The organism is Nocardia cyriacigeorgica (genome assembly GCF_005863245.1).
Classification (GTDB): Bacteria; Actinomycetota; Actinomycetes; order Mycobacteriales; family Mycobacteriaceae; genus Nocardia; species Nocardia cyriacigeorgica_C.
The window spans coordinates 62,293-81,181 of the sequence record NZ_VBUT01000003.1; the positions used below are offsets into that span (position 1 = coordinate 62,293).

Consider the following 18,889-nt stretch of genomic DNA (forward strand, 5'->3'; position numbering starts at 1 on the left):
CCTGGGCGGATGGGCTGGTGCTGGGCGGATGGGCGCTATTTGCCGTCGCCGCTGCCGCCGCCGCGGAAGCCGCCACCGGATCCGCCGCCCCCGCTGCTGGACCAGCCGTAGCTGCTGACGTAGTGGCTGTGCCTGCGGTGGCCGGTGCGGTAGTCGTCGACCAGGATCTTGGCTCCGCCCTGATACGGGGTGACGGCGACGATGTCGTCGCGGTATTGCAGGAAGATCTTGTCCTCGGTGCTGCGCTTGTCCAGCGGCCGCACCGCACCGGCGATCTGGTTCGCGACGATCGGCGCCGCCGCGGCGGCGGTGTAGACCATGCCGTTGTTCGGTTCGTCGAGCGCGGCCGCCCTGGTGTAGTTGTCGGCGATGTAATCGCGTGGATCGTCACTGTCGCCGACGCGGGCGATGAGGGCGATGACCAGCGCGATGGCCACGATCACCGAGATGATGCCGGTGACCAGCCAGGCAGTTCGGTTCACGATTGCTGCTGGGGGTAGATCATGACGGCACTGCGGTTGAGCACCTGGCCGAGGGTGCCTTCTTTGCGGCCCGCGTCGCCGAACTCCTCGAACGACAGGCGGGTGCCGTCGTCGGCGCGGTAATCGTGGTAGGTCAGCACGCCGCTGGGGGCGAGGCCGGTGGTGGCTTCACTGGCGAAGCGCGCGGTGCCGGTCTCCTCCAGGCGGAACCGTTTGCCCTCGTGCTCGAGTTCGGCCGGGCCCGGCGCGGGCAGCCCCGCGGTTTCGGTCCACAGCACCAGTTCCAGGTCGGGGTCTTCCTCCACCGACAGCCAGTGCTGGATGTCGTTGCCGGTGTCGAGGAGGTGCTCGGCCCACTGGTAGCCGCCCTCTTTCAGGCGGAGGGTGCCGCGCACGGTGTAGGTCTGGCCGAAGATGTCGACGATGTCGCCGGCCTTCAGGGCGCGCGGGTCACCGCGCAGGGCATCGGCGTCCTTGTCGGCGAACGGGTCCACCGGCGCGGACGGCCGGGCCTGTTCCTGTGCGCGCTTGTCCTTGGTGAGCTTGTACACCATGTAGAACGAGACGCACGCCAGGACGATGACCACGATCAGCGCGACGATCAAGAATGCGGTGATGACAACCCCTCCCGGTCCGAACTCCTCGGCGACCCTAACACTCTTGCCCCGTGCCCGGGGGACAGGTGCGGTGCCCTGACCACGGTTGGGCTCGAGCTGAACACAACCCTCGCCATCGGCGCCGGGCCTTCTTAGCGTGATGCCCGGATCACCAGCTTTTCCCTGACCGGCCACCGCAACCCGAGGAGCATCGCCCCGATGACAGAACCCGACCCGACCGCCGCGTGGAGCTTCGAGACCAAGCAGATCCACGTCGGGCAGTCGCCGGACACCACGACCAATGCCAGGGCCTTGCCGATCTATCAGACGACGTCGTATGCGTTCCGCGATACCGATCACGCGGCGGCGTTGTTCGGTTTGGCCGAGCCGGGCAACATTTATACCCGGATCATGAACCCGACCCAGGACGCGGTCGAGCAGCGCATCGCCGCATTGGAGGGCGGGGTCGCGGCACTGCTGGTGGCGTCGGGGCAGGCCGCGGAAACCTATGCGATCTTGAACCTGGCCGGGGCGGGGGATCACATCGTGTCCAGCCCGCACCTGTACGGCGGCACCTACAACCTGTTCCGCTACAGCCTGCCCAAACTCGGTATCGAAGTGTCGTTCGTCGAGGATCCGGATGATCTGGAGCAGTGGCGGGCGGCGGTGCGCCCGAACACCAAGGCGTTCTTCGGGGAGACCATCGCCAACCCCTCCAGCGCGGTCTTCGACATCCCCGGCATCGCCGGCATCGCGCATGCGGCGGGGGTGCCGTTGATCGTGGACAACACCGTCGCCACCCCCTACCTGATCCAACCCCTCGCCCACGGCGCCGACATCGTGGTGCACTCGGCCACCAAATACCTCGGCGGCCACGGCGCCGCGGTGGCCGGGGTCATCGTCGACGGCGGCCACTTCGACTGGACCGTCACCGACGCGACCGGCCAGTCCCGGTTCCCGGGGTTCACCACCCCCGACCCCAGCTATCACGGGGCGGTGTTCGCCGACCTCGGCGCCCCCGCGTATGCGTTGAAGGCGCGGGTGCAACTGTTGCGGGATCTGGGGTCGGCGGTGTCGCCGTTCAATGCCTTCCTCATCGCCCAGGGCATCGAAACCCTGAGCCTGCGCATCGAACGCCATGTCGCCAACGCCGTCGCGGTCGCGCAGTTCCTCACCGAGCAACCGCAGGTGGAGTCGGTCGCCTACGCCGGACTGCCGTCCTCGCCGTGGTACGAGCGCGGCCGGCACCTCGCGCCGAAGGGGGTGGGTGCGATCGTGTCGTTCGAACTGGCGGGCGGGGTCGACGCGGGCAAGAAATTCGTCGACGCGCTCACCCTGCACTCCCACGTCGCCAACATCGGCGACGTCCGCTCCCTGGTCATCCACCCCGCCTCCACCACCCACTCCCAACTCACCCCCGACCAACAACTCGCCGCAGGCGTCACCCCCGGCCTGGTCCGCCTCGCCGTCGGCATCGAAGGCATCAACGACATCCTCACCGACCTGCGGGCCGGGTTCGACGCGGCTCGGTAGGTCACGCGCGGGGATTCGGTTCCATCGAATCCGCTCACGCAGACCCGTATCGCGTGCCGGTTGGTGAGGGGACCGGCGCGTCACCGGCCGGTGCTGGTGTGGCGGTCTGAGGTACTCGCGGGCAACCGATCCCGGCATCCATCCCGTCGACGTACTGCCGGAAACCGGCGGGATGGATCCGGCCGGGCCACGCGAGGATGCGCCCGCGACGGGCCCGACTCCTGTTTGAATGCGGGAGACGGGTCCTGATCGGGCGCAAGGTGGAGGTCGCGGTGCGGAAGCTTTCGTCCCTTTTCCTCGCTGTACTGGTCGCGGTGATGTGCGGATGCGGTGATGCCGGGACGACGGCGCCGGCCGGCACCTCACCCGGTCCCCTCCGGATCAGTTACGGGAAGACCGCCGACAACTTCGGCGATCTCTATCTCCCCGCGGGCGACTCCGGTGGTCTTCCGGTGGTCGTGCTCGTGCACGGTGGCGGCTGGGAGCAGGTGCACGACCTGAGTTATACGGCGGTCCTGGCCGAAGATCTGGTCGCCCACGGTGTGGCGGTGTGGAATGTGGAGTACCGCAGGGTCGGTGGGGTGGGCGGTTGGCCGACGACGCTCGCCGACGTCGACGATGCGACCGAATCGCTGGCGACCGTCGTCCAGGATCGCGCCGGCGGGCGGCTCGACCTGCATCGGGTGCATGTGGCCGGGCATTCGGCGGGCGGGCATCTGGCGGCCTGGCTGGCCGGACGGCACACCATCCACGACCCCGACGCTCCCGGCGCCGACCCGCGAGTGCGGTTGGCCGGCGCGACCGTCATGGCCGGTGTGCTGGATCTGCGGCTGGCCGCGACCAACGGCCACGACCGGTTCGTGCGCGATCTGCTCGGCGGGCTGCCGGACGAGCAGCCCGACCGCTACCGGATCGCCTCGCCCATCGAGCATCTGCCCGTCGGGCTGCCGGTGACCGTCGTCCACGGTGACAACGACGGCACCGTCTCGCCCGACCAGAGCCGCAATTACGCCGCGGCCGCCCGCGCGGCAGGCGATCCGGTCACCCTGCGTCTGGTACCCGGCGGCGGCCACGCCGACTTCGGTGATGCGCGTTCCGCGGCCTGGGCCGCCGCGAAAACCGCTCTGCTGGACCGGATCGGCGTCTGAGCGGCGCGACGGCCGGGCCGCGGACCTCGCACGCTCAGCAGGTGGTCGGCCCTGGATCGGCGCCCGCGGTGACCGCCACCAACCAGGCGACGGTGGCCAGTTCCGGCACCAGCTCGGCGCTGATGTGCTCGGAGGCCGGAACCTTGTGATAGCGCAGGTTCACTCCGCGCTCGCAGTATCGGCGCACCACATCGTCGATGGCCAGTTCGGCGGGCAGCAGCTGATCGGTCCACGAATGCCACATCAGCAGCGGCATATCCGGGGTGTTCTCGGGATGGCCGAAACTCGCTTCGACCAGCACCCGGTGCACCACGGGGTCGGACAGGGCATCCGGGGTGGTGAGGTATTCGCGCATCGGCCGCAACAGGGTGGTGGCGAAGGTGGTGTAGAGGCAGCGGTCGGACAGATCCTCGGCGACCTTCTTGCCGTCGGGGGTGAGATACCGGTCCAGCAAGGCCGCCATTTCCGGATATTCGCGGGCCAGCCCGAGGACGGCCAGCCAGCCGGTGAAGTTGGCCTGCGGCTGCGTACCCGAAATCGCGAACGGCGCGATCGCGACCTTGTCGCCCGGGATACCGCCCTGGGCGCTCGCCCGGATAGTCAATTCGGGTGCGTATCCGCGGTGCTGTTCGGCCGCGGCCGCTGAGGCATTGCCGCCACCGGAGTAGCCCCACAGGCCGACCGGCGCCGCCTCCAGGCCGAGTCCGGCGCGCTGGGCGGCGCGGATACCGTCGAGCACCATCCGGCCCTCCGCCGGCGACAGGATGGCGTTGTTCTTACCGTCGAAATCGGTGATCACCACCGCCGTACCGGCCGCGAGGAACTGGCCGAGCAGCGTCGTCTCCTTCATCAACCCGGCCCGCAGCGTATAGGAGGGGTTGCACTGCTGGCCGAGGCTGTCGATCGCCTCCTGATACGAGATCAGCGGGCGCGGACCGGGACCCAGCCACGGAATGCCAGGCATCAGCACCGTCGACGCCGTCGCCAGCGGCTCGCCCTGCGCGTCGGACGAACGCACCAGCAGCTGTGTCGCGTGCACCGGAATGGGCACGCCGAGCAGATAGGTCTGCACGACCCGCGACCGGATGACGTCGCCGTTGCGGTAACCGGCCAGATCGGCCGGATCGGCGTACCACGGATCCTGCTGCGGTGTCGGCACCGGAATCGCCGGATACACCTCGGCTTCATTGGGCAACGGCGGCAGCGGGATATCGGCGGTCGCGGGCGCCGCGACGGTGCAGGTCGCCGCCAGCGCGGCCAGCGCCAGGCATCGAGCGACGCGACGGCCGCGAGAGGGGTGCAGCATGGGAAACTCCATTCGTCGTCGACTCTCAGCACACCGCGCGGGGGTATCTGCCCGCTATTCGCAAAGTCGAAGTCTTCGCCCGGGCGGCTTGTGCATCTGCCCAAACGCCGTCCGTTTACCATTCCCCGGGTGAGCGGATACGAGCACCTCGACACTTCGACGCTGCCGCCGCGGCAGCGTGACATCCTCGCCACCATTCAGCGGTGGGTGCTCGAGCGCGGCTATCCGCCCAGCACCCGCCAGCTCGGCGACGCGGTAGGGCTGCGGTCGGCGTCGTCGGTGTCGCGGCATCTGAAGGCCCTGGAGGAGAAGGGTTTTCTGCGCCGCGGCGAGGCGATGGCGCGACCGATCGATGTGCGGCTGTTCCTGCGCGAGACCGAACAGCGGGTCGCGGCCGAGGGCACCGTCGCGGTGCCGGTGGTCGGCGATATCGCGGCGGGCACGCCGATCCTGGCCGAGGAACACACCGACGACATGCTCACCGTCTCGCGTGAATTGGTCGGGCGCGGCACGGTATTCGGGCTGCGGGTGCGCGGCGATTCGATGATCGACGCGGCCATCTGCGACGGCGACATCGTGGTGGTGCGTCAGCAGCAGGAGGCGCATTCCGGCGATATCGTCGCCGCGATGATCGACGACGAGGCCACGGTGAAGGTGTACCGCCGCCGCAACGGGCACGTGTATCTGGAACCGCGCAACCCCGCCTACGAGGTCATCGACGGTGATCGCGCGGTGGTGCTCGGCAAGGTGGTGTCGGTGATGCGGCGGGTCTGAGCCGGGTCAGCGCACGATGATGGTGCGGTTGTGCCAGCCGGTGGCCCCGTCCGGGAACGGTGGTGTGCGCCGGTCGGTTTGCCGGTAGCCGGTGCGGTCGGTCGCGCGGACCCGCACGGTGTGGGTGCCGGGTTCGGCCTGCCACCGCCACCACCACTGCCGCCAGGTGTCGATCGAGTATTCGGCGGCGAGGGTGGCCGCCTGCCACGGCTGATCGTCCACCTGGACTTCGACCAGATCGATCCCGGACCGCTGTGCCCAGGCGACGCCCGCCACGATGATCGGCCCGGCAGGCAGCGTGGCTCGCTCGCGCGGTACATCGATCCGCGACGCCGTCTTCACCGGTGCGCGTTCGGCCCAGCCGCGGCGGGTCCAATACGCTTGGGCGGCATCGAATCTGGTGACCTCGAGCTCCACCACCCATTTCGTCGCCGAGACGTAGCCGTACAGTCCGGGCACCACCAGCCGGGCCGGATAGCCGTGCGCCACCGGCAGCGGTGCGTCGTTCATCCCGACGGCGAGCAGCGCGTCGCGGCCGTCGGTGAGTGCGGCCAGCGGTGTGCTCGCGGTGAAGCCGTCGATACTGCGCGACAGCACCATATCCGCGCCGGGCGCTGGCCCCGCCTCGGACAGCAGATCGGCCAGCGGGTAGCCCGTCCACAGAGCGTTGCCCGCCAGCTCGCCGCCGACTTCGTTGGACACGCAGGTCAGCGTGATCATCCTGGCGACGGCCGCCCGGCGCCGCAGGTCGGCGAAGGTGTACTCGACCGGCCGCGCCACCATGCCGTGGATGCGCAGGCGCCAATCCTCGCTGGTGAGTGCGGGCAGCCGCAGGGCCGTGTCGACCCGGTAGAAGGCGTGGTTGGAGGTGACGAAATCGGTGAGACCGTCGATCGGCAGATCGGTGCCCTCGGCGATCGGCGGAGCCGGGAAGGCGGGGGAGGGCACCGCGAAGCCGGCCCGGTCCGCGGTGACATCGCGCAGCCGCGCCCCGATCCACTGGCCCAGCGCCGCCGAACCTGCGGCGAGCGCCCCCGCCGTCACCGCCAGGCCGAGGAACCGCCTGCGCGTGAACACTGCGTCGTCGCCGGGGAGGCCGGGTGCTCGATTCAGCAGCAACCGCAGCGTGCCGATTCCCGCGATCAGGCCGAGCAGGGTCGGCAGGGCCCAGCCGATGGTGGCCTCCGGGCGTCGCACCGCCGCCCACATGACGCCCGCGCCGGCGATAGCGAGCAGTGCGCTGCCGTAACGATGCCTGCGATCGAGCAGGCCCGCGCAGGCCGCGGCGACGGTCATCACCACCGCCATCGCCAGGAACAGCACCGCCTTGTCGGCGCTGCCGAACTCCCGGATCGCCCATTCCTTCACCGGCCGCGGTGTGGTGTCGACGACGGTCGCGCCGATGACGTAGACCGGGGAGGCGTCCGGGGCGACGAACGCGGCAACCAGATGCCCGGCACCGAGGACCATCGCGCCCGCCAGGATGCCCGCCACCGCCGCGGCGACCGCCGTCGCTGCCGGTGCCTGCGCGACCGGTGCGGGTTCGGGTGCGGCCGAATGGGTTCGGTTGTTCATGGCGCCCTCGGAAACGGCTGGGGACGGGCGATCGGGCCGGTGCTTCGGACAGTACTCTCATGCGGCACCCGCCAGGAAAATCACCCGACGATGAGCCTATGGCTAATTTGTAGCAAACTCATCTGCCCGTAACGCTCAGGTGGCCAATGGGCAAAGGCTAGGCTAACCTCGTGGTTTTGGTCCGCTAGTTGCAAGGTAGAGCGCGATGAGATCGTCCGGCGAAGTCGGTGAGTCCCTGCCGTTGACGTCGGCGCAGCGGGAAGTGTGGTTTGCCCAGCAGCTGCTGGGCGAGGTTCCGTTGACGACCACCCAGTACATCGACGTCGCCGGCCCGCTCGACCGCGACACCTATCAGGAGGCCGCGCGGCGGGCGGCCCGCGAGCTGGGCGCCTACCTGCGCTTCGACGTCGAGTTCGACGGCCAGGTGCGGCAGTGGATCGACTACGACCAGGACGACGAGATCGGCTATCTCGATCTGCGCGCCGAACCCGATCCCGAAGCGGCCGCCCACGCCTGGATGCGCGCGGACCAGTGCGCCCCATTCGACCTGCGCAACGACCCACCGTTGCGGACGACGATCCTGCACATCGCCCGCGACCGCCACTTCATCTACGGCTGCGCCCACCACATCGCCCTCGACGGCTACGGCGCCATGCGGTTGCAGCAGCGCCACGCCGAGCTGTACGCGGCGATGACGCGCGGTGAGCAACCGCCTGCCGGGCCCGAGCATTCGCCCGCCGACCTGGTCGACGCCGATATCGCCTACCTGCACTCCACCCGGCACGACACCGATCGCCGGTACTGGACCGACAAGGTCGACGGTCTGCCCGACCCGGTGACGCTCGCGACGCGGCCGGGACCTCCCGCCGCCCAGGCCATCGTCGTGGGTGGCCCGCTCGAGCCGCGGCTGCACGCGGCGCTGGAGCGGGCTGCGGGCGACACCGGCACCGCCGCTGTGCTGGTGGCCGCGCTGGCCGGTTATCTCGCCCGGATGACGGGCGCGCCCGAGGTGACGCTGAGCCTGCCGGTGACCGCACGCACCACAGCGCTGCTGCGCCGCGCCGCCGGCATGGTGACCAATGTCGTACCGCTGCGCGTGCGCACCGGGCCCGCGACCTCCATCGCCGAGCTGCTCGCCGCCGCGCGCGGGGAGTTGAACGGGGCGCTACGTCATCAGCGTTTCCGTGGCGAAGAGGTCGCCAGGATCGCGCAGCGCGGCCCGGACGCCGGCGGCTTCGGTCCGGCGGTCAACATCATGAACTTCCGCGCCGGCGTCGACCTCGGTGCCGCGACCGGCACCCTGCACCTGCTGTCCACCGGGCCGGTGGCCGACCTCGCCGTCAATATCTATCCCGCCGATTCCGGTTTGCGAATGGAGTGGGAGGCCAACCCGAATCGGTACACCCAGGCGGAGTTGATCGCCCAGCACGGGCGTTTCCTGGATTTCCTTGGCGAGTTCGTCACCGCACCCGCAAGCACCGCTGTGCACGCCCTCGAGGTGCTGCGGCCGGAAGAACGCGAGCAGCTGGTGCCCTGGCCGGGGCCCGAGGCGGTGCCCGCGGTGCCGCTGGCGGAGTTGATCGCGGCGGCGGTCGCGCGTAATCCGCAGGGCACGGCCGTCGTGCACGGCGACCGGCGCTGGACCTACGCGGAATTCGACGCCTGGACCGACCGGCTCGCGCGGGCCCTGATCGCTGCGGGCGCCGGACCGGAGACGCTGGTCGCGATGGTGCTGGAACGTTCGGCGGAATCGGTGGCGGCGGTGTGGGCGATCAGTAAGGCCGGCGCCGCGTTCGTGCCGATCGATCCCGGGTATCCGGCCGAGCGCATCGCGCACATTCTCGGCGACAGCGCCGCGCGGCTCGGCGTGAGCACCGCTGCCTTGCGGGACGGCCTGCCCGACACCACCACCTGGCTGCTGCTGGACGATCCCGCGACCACCGCCGGATTCGCGGCGGGACCGGTCACCGACGCCGAGCGCCGCGCCCGGCTCAACCCCGCCCATCCGGCGTACCTCATCTACACCTCCGGCTCGACCGGCACCCCGAAGGGCGTCCTGGTCACCCACGGCGGCCTGGCCAATCTGGCCGCCGAACGCCGGGACCGCTACGACCTGCATCCGGGAGCGCGCACACTGCATCACGCCTCGCCCGGGTTCGATATGGCGGTCGGCGAGCAGTTGTGCGCGCTGGCCGGTGCGTCCACCCTCGTCGTCGCACCGCGCTATGTGGTGGCCGGGGCGGATCTGGCCGAGCTCATGCGCCGCGAGGCGGTGACCAACGCGATCATCACCCCGGCCGTGCTCGCAACCCTGGATCCGGCGCAGCTGCCGTCACTGCGGGTGCTCGGGGTCGGAGGCGAGGCAATCCGCGCCGATCTGGTCGAGGCCTGGGCGCCGGGACGGCTGATGCGCAACGGCTACGGCCCCACCGAGGCCACCGATATCGCCACCATCGGCGAGCTGGTGGCCGGTCGGCCGGTCACCATCGGCGCTCCGCTGCGCGGTTTCCGCGCGGTGGTGCTCGACGCGCTGCTGCGGCCGGTGCCGCCGGGCACCCCGGGCGAGCTGTACATCGGCGGTCCCGCGCTGGCGCGCGGCTATCACGGCAAGCCGGGGCTGACGGCGACCCGTTTCGTCGCCGACCCCTACGGCCGGGGTGACCGGCTCTACCGCACCGGCGATCTGGTGACCATCACCGCTGGTCCCGATCCTGCGCTGATCTACCACGGCCGCACCGACTTTCAGATCAAAGTGCGTGGGCACCGGATCGAACCGGGCGAGATCGAGACCGTGCTGACCGCGCGCGCGGAGATCGCCAGGGCCGCCGTCACCGTGCACACCGATGAGCGCACCGGAGCACATCTCGTCGCGTACCTGGTCCCGGCAAACGGCGCGAGCATCGACCTCGACGCGCTGCGCAACGATCTGGCCGAGGCGCTGCCCGCCTATCTGCGCCCGGCCGCCTACACCGTGCTCGACGCGCTGCCGTTGACCGCCAACGGCAAGCTCGACACCCGCAGGCTGCCCGCACCGGTCTTCGGCCGCACCGGATTCCGCGCACCGGCCACCCCCGCCGAGCGCCGGGTCGCGGCAGTCTTCGCCGAGGTGCTCGGCCTCGAATCCGTCGGCGCGACAGCGGATTTCTTCGCCCTCGGCGGCACCTCGCTGACCGCGACGCAGCTCGCCGCCCGGCTGGGCACCGGGGTGCGGACGATCTTCGACGCTCCTACGGTGGCGAGCCTGGCCGCGCGCCTGGACACCCGCGCCGATGACGCACCCGAGCTCCCGGTCCGCCCGCGCCCGGACCGCATCCCGCCCGCGCCCGCCCAACTGCGGCTGTGGCTGCTCAACCAGCTGATGCCGGAATCGTCGGCCTACCATCTGCCGGTCGCGCTCGGCCTGAACGGTCCGCTGGATCCGATGGTGCTCGCGGCCGCCGTCACCGCCGTGCTGGACCGGCACGAGGTGCTGCGCACGGTCTACCCGGAGACCGCGACGGGGCCTTACCAGCGGATCCTGGCCACCGCACGGGCCGCCGAACTGATCGACCTCGCCCCGAGCGACGTCGAACGCACCGACCTCGATCAGCAGTTGTCCGACCTCGCAGCCGCACCTTTCGACCTCACCCGCGATCTCCCGGTGCGGGTGCGGTTGCTGCGGCTGGGCGCCGAGGAGCATGTGCTCGCGCTCGTCGCCCACCACATCGCCGCCGACGGCTGGTCGTTCGGCCCCTTGATCGCCGACCTGACGACCGCCTACGCCGCGCACGCCGCCGGTACCCGCCCCGCCTGGTCACCGCTGCCGGTGCAGTACGCCGATTACGCGCTGTGGCAGCAGGATCGGCTCGGCGAGCGCACCGACGCCGACTCGATCGCGGCCCGCCAGCTCACATACTGGACGCACACGCTGGCCGGGGCGCCCGCCTACCTGCCGCTTCCCGCGGACCGCGCGGGCGCGAGCGAGGGCCCCGGCGCCACCGTCGATATCGAGCTCCCGGCGGCGGACTCCGCCCTGGCCGAGCTGGCCCGACGCCACGACGCCACCGTTTTCATGGTCACCTACGCCGCCTACCTCGCGGTGCTGCACGAACTGTGCGGCAGCACCGATCTCACGGTCGGCACTCCGGTCGCGGGCCGCGGCCATCCCGCCTTGGACCCTCTGGTCGGCATGTTCGTCAATACCCTGCCGGTGCGGGTCGCGGTCGAGCCGGGGGAGCCGTTCACCGCGCTGCTGGCCCGGGTCCGTGAGGCCACGCTCGCGGCCTTCGACAATGCCGACGTCCCGTTCCACCACATCGTCGACGCGGTGAATCCGCCACGCGCCGAGGGCCGTTCGCCGCTGTTCCAGACCGTGTTCTCCTTCGAGAACCTGCCCGCGCTGCCAGCCCTCGAACTGGACGGCCTGCGGGTGGAAGTGCTCGACCTGCCGCGGGAGAGCACCCATTTCGAACTCGCGCTCACCGTTCGCCAGGTTCCGGGCCGCGAGGGTCTCGCCGCCGAATTCCGTTATGCCACCGAACGTTACGACCGGTCGACGGTTGCCGGTATCGCGCTGCGGTTCCAAGATATGGTGGCGCGGATCATCGGTGATCCGGCGTGCGCGATCGGCGGGACGGAATCGCGAGGCGCGGAGCACGGGCAGGCCGGTGCGTCGGATCAGCGGATGGTCGCCGGGCAGCCGCCGACACTCGGTGACTCCATTGCCCGCCCCGCTGCGGTGCGTGAGCAGGCAGGCGCGGCCGGGACATCCGGCGACAAGCCGTCGACCGACCGTGAAATCGCCGTCGCCGCAGTGTTCGCCGAGGTCCTCGGCACCGACGAGATCACCCTCGACGACACCTTCTTCGATCTCGGCGGCACCTCACTGCTGGTATTCACCCTGCGAACGCGGCTGGCCGAACGGCTCGGGCTCGACGTCGACCCGCGCACGGTGTTCGAACAGCCGACGGTGCGGGCGCTGGCCGCACTGGAACCGGCCGCCGACCGTGACGACCGCTGGGTCGCCGAGCTGACCGCCGACACCCGGCTCGATCCCGCGATCGATATCGCGGGCCTGGTACCGCCGGTCGACACCGGCGACGTCCTGCTCACCGGAGCCACCGGCTTCCTCGGCGTGCATCTGCTGCGGGAACTGCTCGACCGCACCGATTCCCGCATCTGGTGCCTGGTGCGCGGCCGCGACCACGCCGACGGATTACGCCGCATCACCGCCGCATTGGCCCGTTATCAGCTGCCCCACCACGACCTGGCCGAACGGGTGGTTCCGGTGCCCGGCGATCTGGAACAGCCGCGACTGGGCCTGAGCGAGGCCGATTTCGCCGATCTGGCCGCCCGGATCAGCGTCATCCACCACAACGGCGCCCGGGTCAATCATCTGGAGTCCTACGCGGATCTGCGCGCGGCCAATGTCGGCGGTACCACCGAGGTGCTGCGGCTCGCGACGACCGTCCGGATCAAACCGGTGCACTTCGTCTCCACCCTCAATGCCGTCCTCGGCACCGAAACCAGCGGAGTCGTGCTGGAGGACAGCGATATCCCCGCCGCCGAGGTCACCAGGCACGGCTATGTCGCCGCCAAATGGGTGGCCGAGCAGCTGGTGCTGGCGGCGGGTGAACGCGGCGTACCGGTCGCGGTATACCGGCCCGGGCTCATCACGGGCTCGGTCGAGACCGGCGTAATGAGCGCCGACGACTCGATGTGGACGATGGTGCGCGCGGCCGCCCTGCTCGGCGTGGCGCCCGACCTCGGCGATACCGCCGTCTCACTCGCCCCGGTCGATTACGTGGCCCGCGCGCTGGTCGCCATCGCCAACACCGGGCTGCCGGACTCGGGCCGCTACCACCTGGTCAACACCACCCCGACCCGAGTGGCCGACATCCTCGACGGGCTCGTTCGCATGGGCTACCGCATCGACACCGTCGACCTGGACGAGGCGAAGCGGCGACTGGCCGAACAGGCCGTCGACCACGACGACCTGATGCGCGCGACCCTGCTGATCGGCAACTACGCCGACCTCGGCGATTCGGGCGTCGCGGACGTGATCCTCGACGACAGCTGTGCTCGACGCGCCCTGGAGCCGGCGGGAATCAGCTGCCCGCCGATCACCTCTGAGGTCATCGACCGCTACCTGGCCGCCTTCCGCGCGGATGGTGTGCTGCCAGAGCCTCAGCAGGTCGAGCAGGCGTCGAGCTAGCCGGCCGCGGCGGTTTGCCGGTCGGCCGCCGAGCGCTCAGGCGGTGCGATCGGCCGTCGGCGATTCGACGCCGGTTTCTTTCGCGCCCGTCTCCCGGCGCGACCGCGCGAACGCCACGGTCGCGATGCCGGCCGGGATATTCATCAGGAACCCGTACACCGCGGCGGGCACGGCCATCGTGTCGTTGTTCAGGACCGTCGCCGCGACCGCGATGGCAAGGGCCGCGTTGTGCACCCCGATTTCCATGCTGGAGGCGATGGCATCCTCGTGGCGAACCCCGAACAGTCGCGGCACGCCGTAGCCGACGCCGAGCCCGATCGTGCACAGCAGGAGCGCGATCGCGCCGAGTTCGCCGACATGGTCGGTGAAGGCGTCGAATTCGGAGAACAGCGCGGCGCAGACCACCAGTACCAGCACCACTCCCGAGCCGATCTTGACCGCGCCCTGCCTGCGCAGCGCCCACGGGGTCCACCGGTCGCGCACCCACATACCGAGCGCGACGGGCACCAGCACGATGGCGAAGACCTGGAGGAATTTGGCCGGTTGCAGCCCGAGGCCGGCACCGTCATCGAGGAAGACCGAATACGACAGGCCGACCACGACCGGCAGCGTGAACACCGCGAGCATCGAATTGATCGCGGTGAGCGTCACATTCAACGCCACGTTCCCGCCCGCGAGATGGCTGAACAGATTGGCCGACGAACCGCCGGGCGAGGCGGCGAGCAGCATCATGCCGACGGCCAGGGCGCCGTCGAGCCCGAAGGCGCGCACCAGCCCGAAACAGATGATCGGCATCACCACCAGCTGGCAGGTCAATGCGATGATCGCCGCCTTCGGGTACTTCGCCACCCGGGCGAAATCGGCGACGGTCAGCGTCAACCCGAGGCCGAACATGACGATGCCGAGCGCGATCGGCAGCGCGACCGCGAAAACAGTTGAGCCCATGCGCGTCCTTCCGAAGCCGGCCCGTCGGCCGCTCGCCGATGGTGCCATATCGCGGTGGAGCGCGCCGTCCCCAGGATGGGTGATGCACTGTGACACGCCCCATTTCGAGCGTCTGTGACCGGCGTCATATTTCGTGACAGATATGCAGGTCGGTGCGGCGGTTCGCCCACCCGATCCGGGTAGCGGGGTGTTTACTGCCAATTCGAAGCGGGTAACGAAGTTCTTCGTATCGCGCCCTCGGCCACCACTGCCGCCGATGGGCTGATCGGATCAGTGCCGGTCGAGCCAGCAGGGGTGGTTCGGCGGCCGGAGAGGACGTGCTCGTGACGGACCGAACACCGGAAGCCGGGCGAATCAAGAGGTCGGTCGCCGCGTCGGCGATGGGCAATGCCACCGAGTGGTTCGACTACGGCGTCTACGCCGCGACGGCCACCTATCTCACCGACGCGTTCTTCCCCGGCGACCTGGGAACGCTCGGGACCATGCTCGGCTTCGCCATCTCCTTCGTGCTGCGCCCGCTGGGCGGCATGGTGTGGGGCCCGCTCGGCGACCGCATCGGCCGCAAGGCGGTGCTGGCCACCACCATTCTGTTGATGGCCGCCGCCACCGGCCTGATCGGCGTGCTGCCCACGCACGGGCAGGTGGGGGTGATCGCGCCGATCCTGCTGATCCTGCTGCGGGTGATCCAGGGGTTCTCCACCGGCGGTGAATACGGCGGCGCCGCGACCTACCTGGCCGAATGCGCCACCGATCGCAAGCGCGGTTTCCTCGGCAGTTTCCTGGAATTCGGCACCCTCGGCGGATTCGTCGGCGGCTCGGCCGTGGTGCTGGCCTGCCAGCTCGCCGTCGGCTCGGAGGCCATGCACGACTGGGGCTGGCGCATCCCGTTCCTGCTGGCCATCCCGCTCGGCCTGATCGGGTGGTACCTGCGCGCCAAGCTCGACGAGTCCCCGGTCTTCACCGAGGTCGCCGAGAACCCGCACCCGCCGACCGGGCTGCGCGAGCTGATCAGCAACTACCCGCGTGAGCTGCTCACCCTCGCCGGACTGGTGGTCGCGCTGAACGTGGTCAACTACACCCTGCTCACCTACCAGCCCACCTACCTGCAGAAGACGATCGGTCTCGACGAGTCGACCACCACCACGATGATGCTGATCGGCCAGCTGGTGATGATGGTGTGCATCCCGTTCTTCGGTGGCCTGTCCGACCGGGTCGGCCGTCGCCCGTTGTGGCTGGTCTCGCTGGTCGGGTTGGCGGTGCTGGCGGTGCCGATGTACTGGCTGATGGGGGTGGGCACCGGCTGGGCGGTGCTCGGCTTCGTGGTGCTCGGGCTGTTCTACATCCCGCAGCTGGCCACCATCAGCGCGACCTTCCCCGCCATCTTCCCGACCCACGTGCGCTATGCCGGTTTCGCGCTCGGCTACAACGTGTCGACGGCGGTGTTCGGCGGTACCGCGCCGCTGGTGAACGAGGCCGTCATCGAATCGACCGGCTGGTCGCTGTTCCCGGCGTTCTATATGATCGGCGCCACCCTGATCGGCCTGGTGGCCTGGGCGTTCCTGCGGGAGACGGCGGGCACCTCGATCCGCGGTACCGAGGTGCCCGACGCGAGCACCGACGAGATCCCGGTGACGGTGAAGGCTGCCGTCGCTTAGCGGTCGTCGCGCGGCGTCAGTGGGCCAGTTTCAGGCCCACCACGCCGCCGACGATCAGCACCAGCAGCCCGATCTTCATAACGGAGACGCTTTCGCTGCCGGTGGCCATCGCGTACACGACGGTGAGGGCGGCGCCGATGCCCACCCACACCGCGTACGAGGTGCCCACCGGCAGGGTGCGCATCGCGAAGGCGAGCCCCGCCATCGACAGGATGAGCGCGACGGCGAAGACCGCCGAGGGCGCGAGGCGGGTGAAGCCTTCGGATTTGCCGAGCGCGGTGGCCCAGACGGCTTCGAGGACGCCGGAAACGACCAGTACTGCCCATGCCATGGCGGTGTTCCTTTCAGGGAATACCGTCTTGTCGCTGCCCGGGTACGGTTTCGATCGTCCGGTCGGCCGCGGGACCGGCGGCCTTGTTTCTCATGATGACCACCTACCGCGGGCGGCTCCGCCGTGCCAGTATTGGCGCAGTGCCAATATCGGATGATCCGAGGGCGCTCACCGGTCCGGACGCGATGCCCGGACGTTCGAGTCTGTCGAAAGGACTGTTGCGCATGAGCGACGACGCCACCCCTCCCTTCGCCGAGATCGTGAACGCGGCGATGGAGCACACCATCCCGATCGCGCACACCATGGGCGTGCAGGCGGTCGAGGTGCGCCGCGGCTACGCGGCCACCACGGTGCCCGTCGCGGGCAACGGCAACCACTTCGGGGTGATGTACGCGGGCGTGCTGTTCACCGTCGCCGAGATCCTCGGCGGCGCGATCGCCGTCGCCACCTTCGACAACTCGGAGTTCTATCCGCTGGTCAAGGATCTGCACATCTACTTCCGTAAGCCGGCCAAGACCGATGTGCGGGCAGAGGCGACGCTGCCGGATGCCGAGATCGACCGGATCGTCGCGGAGGCCACCGCGGCGGGTAAGTCCGATTTCACCCTGAAGGCGGTGGTCACCGACGCCGACGGGGTGGTGGTCGCGGAAACCGAAGGGCTCTACCAGCTTCGGGCACACGGCAAGTAGCGTGCAGGCGGGCGGCGGCTGATGGCCGGCCGCCCGTCGCCGTCAGTTCCCCTGGTTCAACCGGATGCGCAGCACGTCGCCGCCTTCGGTCCCGGCGAATACCGTTGCGTCCGGACCGGGGGACACCGCGAGCGCGGTGATCGGCTGGGTGGTGGCCACGGTGCAGGTGGCGCCGGTGGTCGCGTCCACGCGGACCAGCCTGCCGGTCGCGGTGCTCACGTAGAGCATGCCGTCCGGGGCGATGGTGAGATCGTCGGGCAGCGCGGGCGGATTCGAGTGCGGCGATAGATCGGCCACCACGCTCGGATGCGCCGGATCGGCGATCGGCACGCGCAGCACCCGTGCGGTCGGGCTGGACAGCAGCGTCACATACAGCGCGTCACCGTGCGCCACGAGGCCGTTGAGACCGAAATCCTGTGGTGCGGCGGCGGTCCACTCACGGTCGATGTTGCCGTCGCGGCGCACCCGGATGATGCCGCCGCCGGTGTCGGTGATGTAGAGGTAGCCGTCGTCGTCGAAGGCGGCGCCATTGGCCATGCCGATGTTGTCGACGAAGACCTCGGGCACCGGGTTCGCCGCGGCGGGGTCGAAACGCACCACGCCGCCGGTCTTCATGATCGTGCTGGTGGTGATGTTGCCGAAGTTGACATACATCAGCCCGTCCGGGCCCGGCCGGACGGCGCCGGGGAAGGTGACCGGCACGGTGGCGGTGAGGTTGCCCGCCCGGTCGTAGCGCTCCACGACATTGCGGAAGATGCGCGAAACCCAAAGGTTTCCGTTGGCGTCGAAGCCGACGTTCTCCGACCAGTCCAGCAGCGGGATCCGCGCGGCCGTCGCCGTCGATACCGCGGCGGGCGGGCACGAGGCGGGGTCGGCGAGGGCGGGAGCCGGTGCCAGGAAACCGGCAGCGACCGCGAGCAATGCGGCAGCGGGTGCGCCGAGGAGGCGGCGGCCGGTGAAGCGACGGCGCGGACTGTGGGGTCCCGGATGCGCGTTCGGCAAGACAATCCCGTCTCTGCTGGTGTTCGGTGGGCCGAGCGGGATCGTAGGATGCCGGGCGAGCCCCCCGCAACCCGTCGAGCTGGGCGAGCGGAGCCCGGTGGAGTTCGCGGAAAGGTTGCCGCCGTGCGATTTTGCGCACCGCCCGGACCTGCTCCCCCCTCTCGGAACAGGTCCGGCCGGCACCGATGACGATGCCGCCGGACCCTCGAGGCGGGCTTAAGGCCGGCTTAAGGGCTGATCGGCGCGATCACAGCACGGCTTGGGTCTGGGTCACCTTCGCGACGAGTTTGTCGGCGTCGTCGCGGATTTCGGTTTCCACCACGATGAACTTCCGGCCCGGATGCAGCACGGTGCTGGAGGCCACCGCGTGTCCGGACCGGATCGCGCGCACGAAGTTCGTCTTGGACTCGACGGTGGTGGTACCGCTCGCGCCCTCGGGCAGGTTGAGGAACGCACACACCGCCGCGGTCGCATCCGCCAGCGACATGAGCACGCCGCCGTGCATCGCCCCGCCGAGCGTGCACAGCGACTCGTCCCAGGCGAGCCTGCTGCGGACCAGGGCGGGACCGTGTTCGAGTACTTCGACGCCGAGCCGTTCGGTGAACGGCATGGTCTGGTGGAACAGCTTGGTGCCTTCGGTATCGATCATGATCACGAGTG

The 18,889-nt window shown here is 69.9% G+C and carries 14 protein-coding genes and 1 riboswitch; of the genes, 6 read left to right on the top strand and 8 right to left on the bottom strand.

The genetic code is table 11. From position 1 onward, the window contains the following. Positions 1–35: 35 nt before the first annotated feature. Positions 36–482 (bottom strand): DUF4247 domain-containing protein, encoded by a 447-nt coding sequence (locus FEK34_RS06855; protein WP_171048079.1) that lies wholly within the window; start codon positions 480–482, stop codon positions 36–38. Beyond that, positions 479–1,087, bottom strand: coding sequence for a DUF4178 domain-containing protein (locus tag FEK34_RS06860; RefSeq protein ID WP_249358835.1), 609 nt, complete (start codon positions 1,085–1,087; stop codon positions 479–481). The genes FEK34_RS06855 and FEK34_RS06860 overlap by 4 nt, the downstream gene beginning before the upstream one ends. 210 nt (positions 1,088–1,297) lie before the next feature. On the opposite strand from FEK34_RS06860, the gene FEK34_RS06865 reads away from it, so the two are divergent. Both FEK34_RS06865 and FEK34_RS06870 read left to right on the top strand, forming a co-directional pair. Then, a complete protein-coding gene (locus FEK34_RS06865) occupies positions 1,298–2,611 on the top strand; it encodes a bifunctional o-acetylhomoserine/o-acetylserine sulfhydrylase (protein WP_138447044.1) in 1,314 nt (437 codons plus the stop codon). A gap of 317 nt (positions 2,612–2,928) precedes the next feature. After that, entirely contained in the window at positions 2,929–3,759 is an 831-nt protein-coding gene (locus tag FEK34_RS06870) for an alpha/beta hydrolase family protein (RefSeq protein WP_138447495.1), read from the top strand. A gap of 34 nt (positions 3,760–3,793) precedes the next feature. On the opposite strand, the gene FEK34_RS06875 is transcribed toward FEK34_RS06870, so the two are convergent. Continuing rightward, a complete protein-coding gene (locus FEK34_RS06875) occupies positions 3,794–5,065 on the bottom strand; it encodes a lipase family protein (RefSeq protein ID WP_138447045.1) in 1,272 nt (423 codons plus the stop codon). A gap of 129 nt (positions 5,066–5,194) precedes the next feature. Here FEK34_RS06875 and lexA point away from each other — a divergent pair, with 129 nt between their 5' ends. Next, positions 5,195–5,839, top strand: coding sequence for a transcriptional repressor LexA (gene lexA, locus FEK34_RS06880; RefSeq protein WP_138447046.1), 645 nt, complete (start codon positions 5,195–5,197; stop codon positions 5,837–5,839). A gap of 6 nt (positions 5,840–5,845) precedes the next feature. On the opposite strand, the gene FEK34_RS06885 is transcribed toward lexA, so the two are convergent. Then, positions 5,846–7,414 carry a molybdopterin-dependent oxidoreductase gene (locus tag FEK34_RS06885; protein WP_138447047.1) on the bottom strand — a complete coding sequence of 523 codons (1,569 nt, stop codon included), beginning with the start codon at positions 7,412–7,414 and terminating at the stop codon, positions 5,846–5,848. Between the two features lie 205 nt (positions 7,415–7,619). On the opposite strand from FEK34_RS06885, the gene FEK34_RS06890 reads away from it, so the two are divergent. Then, positions 7,620–13,607, top strand: coding sequence for a non-ribosomal peptide synthetase (locus tag FEK34_RS06890; RefSeq protein WP_138447048.1), 5,988 nt, complete (start codon positions 7,620–7,622; stop codon positions 13,605–13,607). Positions 13,608–13,643: 36 nt separating this feature from the next. Here the strand turns inward: FEK34_RS06890 and FEK34_RS06895 are convergent, their stop codons facing one another. Continuing rightward, positions 13,644–14,552: a bile acid:sodium symporter family protein gene (locus FEK34_RS06895; protein ID WP_138447049.1), complete on the bottom strand. Its 909-nt coding sequence runs from the start codon at positions 14,550–14,552 to the stop codon at positions 13,644–13,646. A gap of 323 nt (positions 14,553–14,875) precedes the next feature. Here FEK34_RS06895 and FEK34_RS06900 point away from each other — a divergent pair, with 323 nt between their 5' ends. Further along, entirely contained in the window at positions 14,876–16,207 is a 1,332-nt protein-coding gene (locus tag FEK34_RS06900) for an MFS transporter (protein WP_432760933.1), read from the top strand. A 16-nt stretch (positions 16,208–16,223) separates the two neighbouring features. Here the strand turns inward: FEK34_RS06900 and FEK34_RS06905 are convergent, their stop codons facing one another. Then, positions 16,224–16,538 carry a DMT family transporter gene (locus FEK34_RS06905; protein WP_138447050.1) on the bottom strand — a complete coding sequence of 105 codons (315 nt, stop codon included), beginning with the start codon at positions 16,536–16,538 and terminating at the stop codon, positions 16,224–16,226. Positions 16,539–16,555: 17 nt separating this feature from the next. Next, positions 16,556–16,625, bottom strand: a riboswitch (guanidine-III (ykkC-III) riboswitch). Between the two features lie 137 nt (positions 16,626–16,762). On the opposite strand from FEK34_RS06905, the gene FEK34_RS06910 reads away from it, so the two are divergent. Further along, the gene (locus tag FEK34_RS06910) at positions 16,763–17,227 is read left to right on the top strand and encodes a PaaI family thioesterase (RefSeq protein WP_138447051.1); all 465 of its coding nucleotides are present in this window, start codon (positions 16,763–16,765) and stop codon (positions 17,225–17,227) included. A 42-nt stretch (positions 17,228–17,269) separates the two neighbouring features. On the opposite strand, the gene FEK34_RS06915 is transcribed toward FEK34_RS06910, so the two are convergent. Further along, on the bottom strand, positions 17,270–18,229 hold the full coding sequence (locus FEK34_RS06915; protein ID WP_138447052.1) for an SMP-30/gluconolactonase/LRE family protein: 960 nt from the start codon (positions 18,227–18,229) through the stop codon (positions 17,270–17,272). Between the two features lie 247 nt (positions 18,230–18,476). Further along, positions 18,477–18,878: a PaaI family thioesterase gene (locus tag FEK34_RS06920; RefSeq protein WP_138447053.1), complete on the bottom strand. Its 402-nt coding sequence runs from the start codon at positions 18,876–18,878 to the stop codon at positions 18,477–18,479. Positions 18,879–18,889 lie beyond the last annotated feature (11 nt).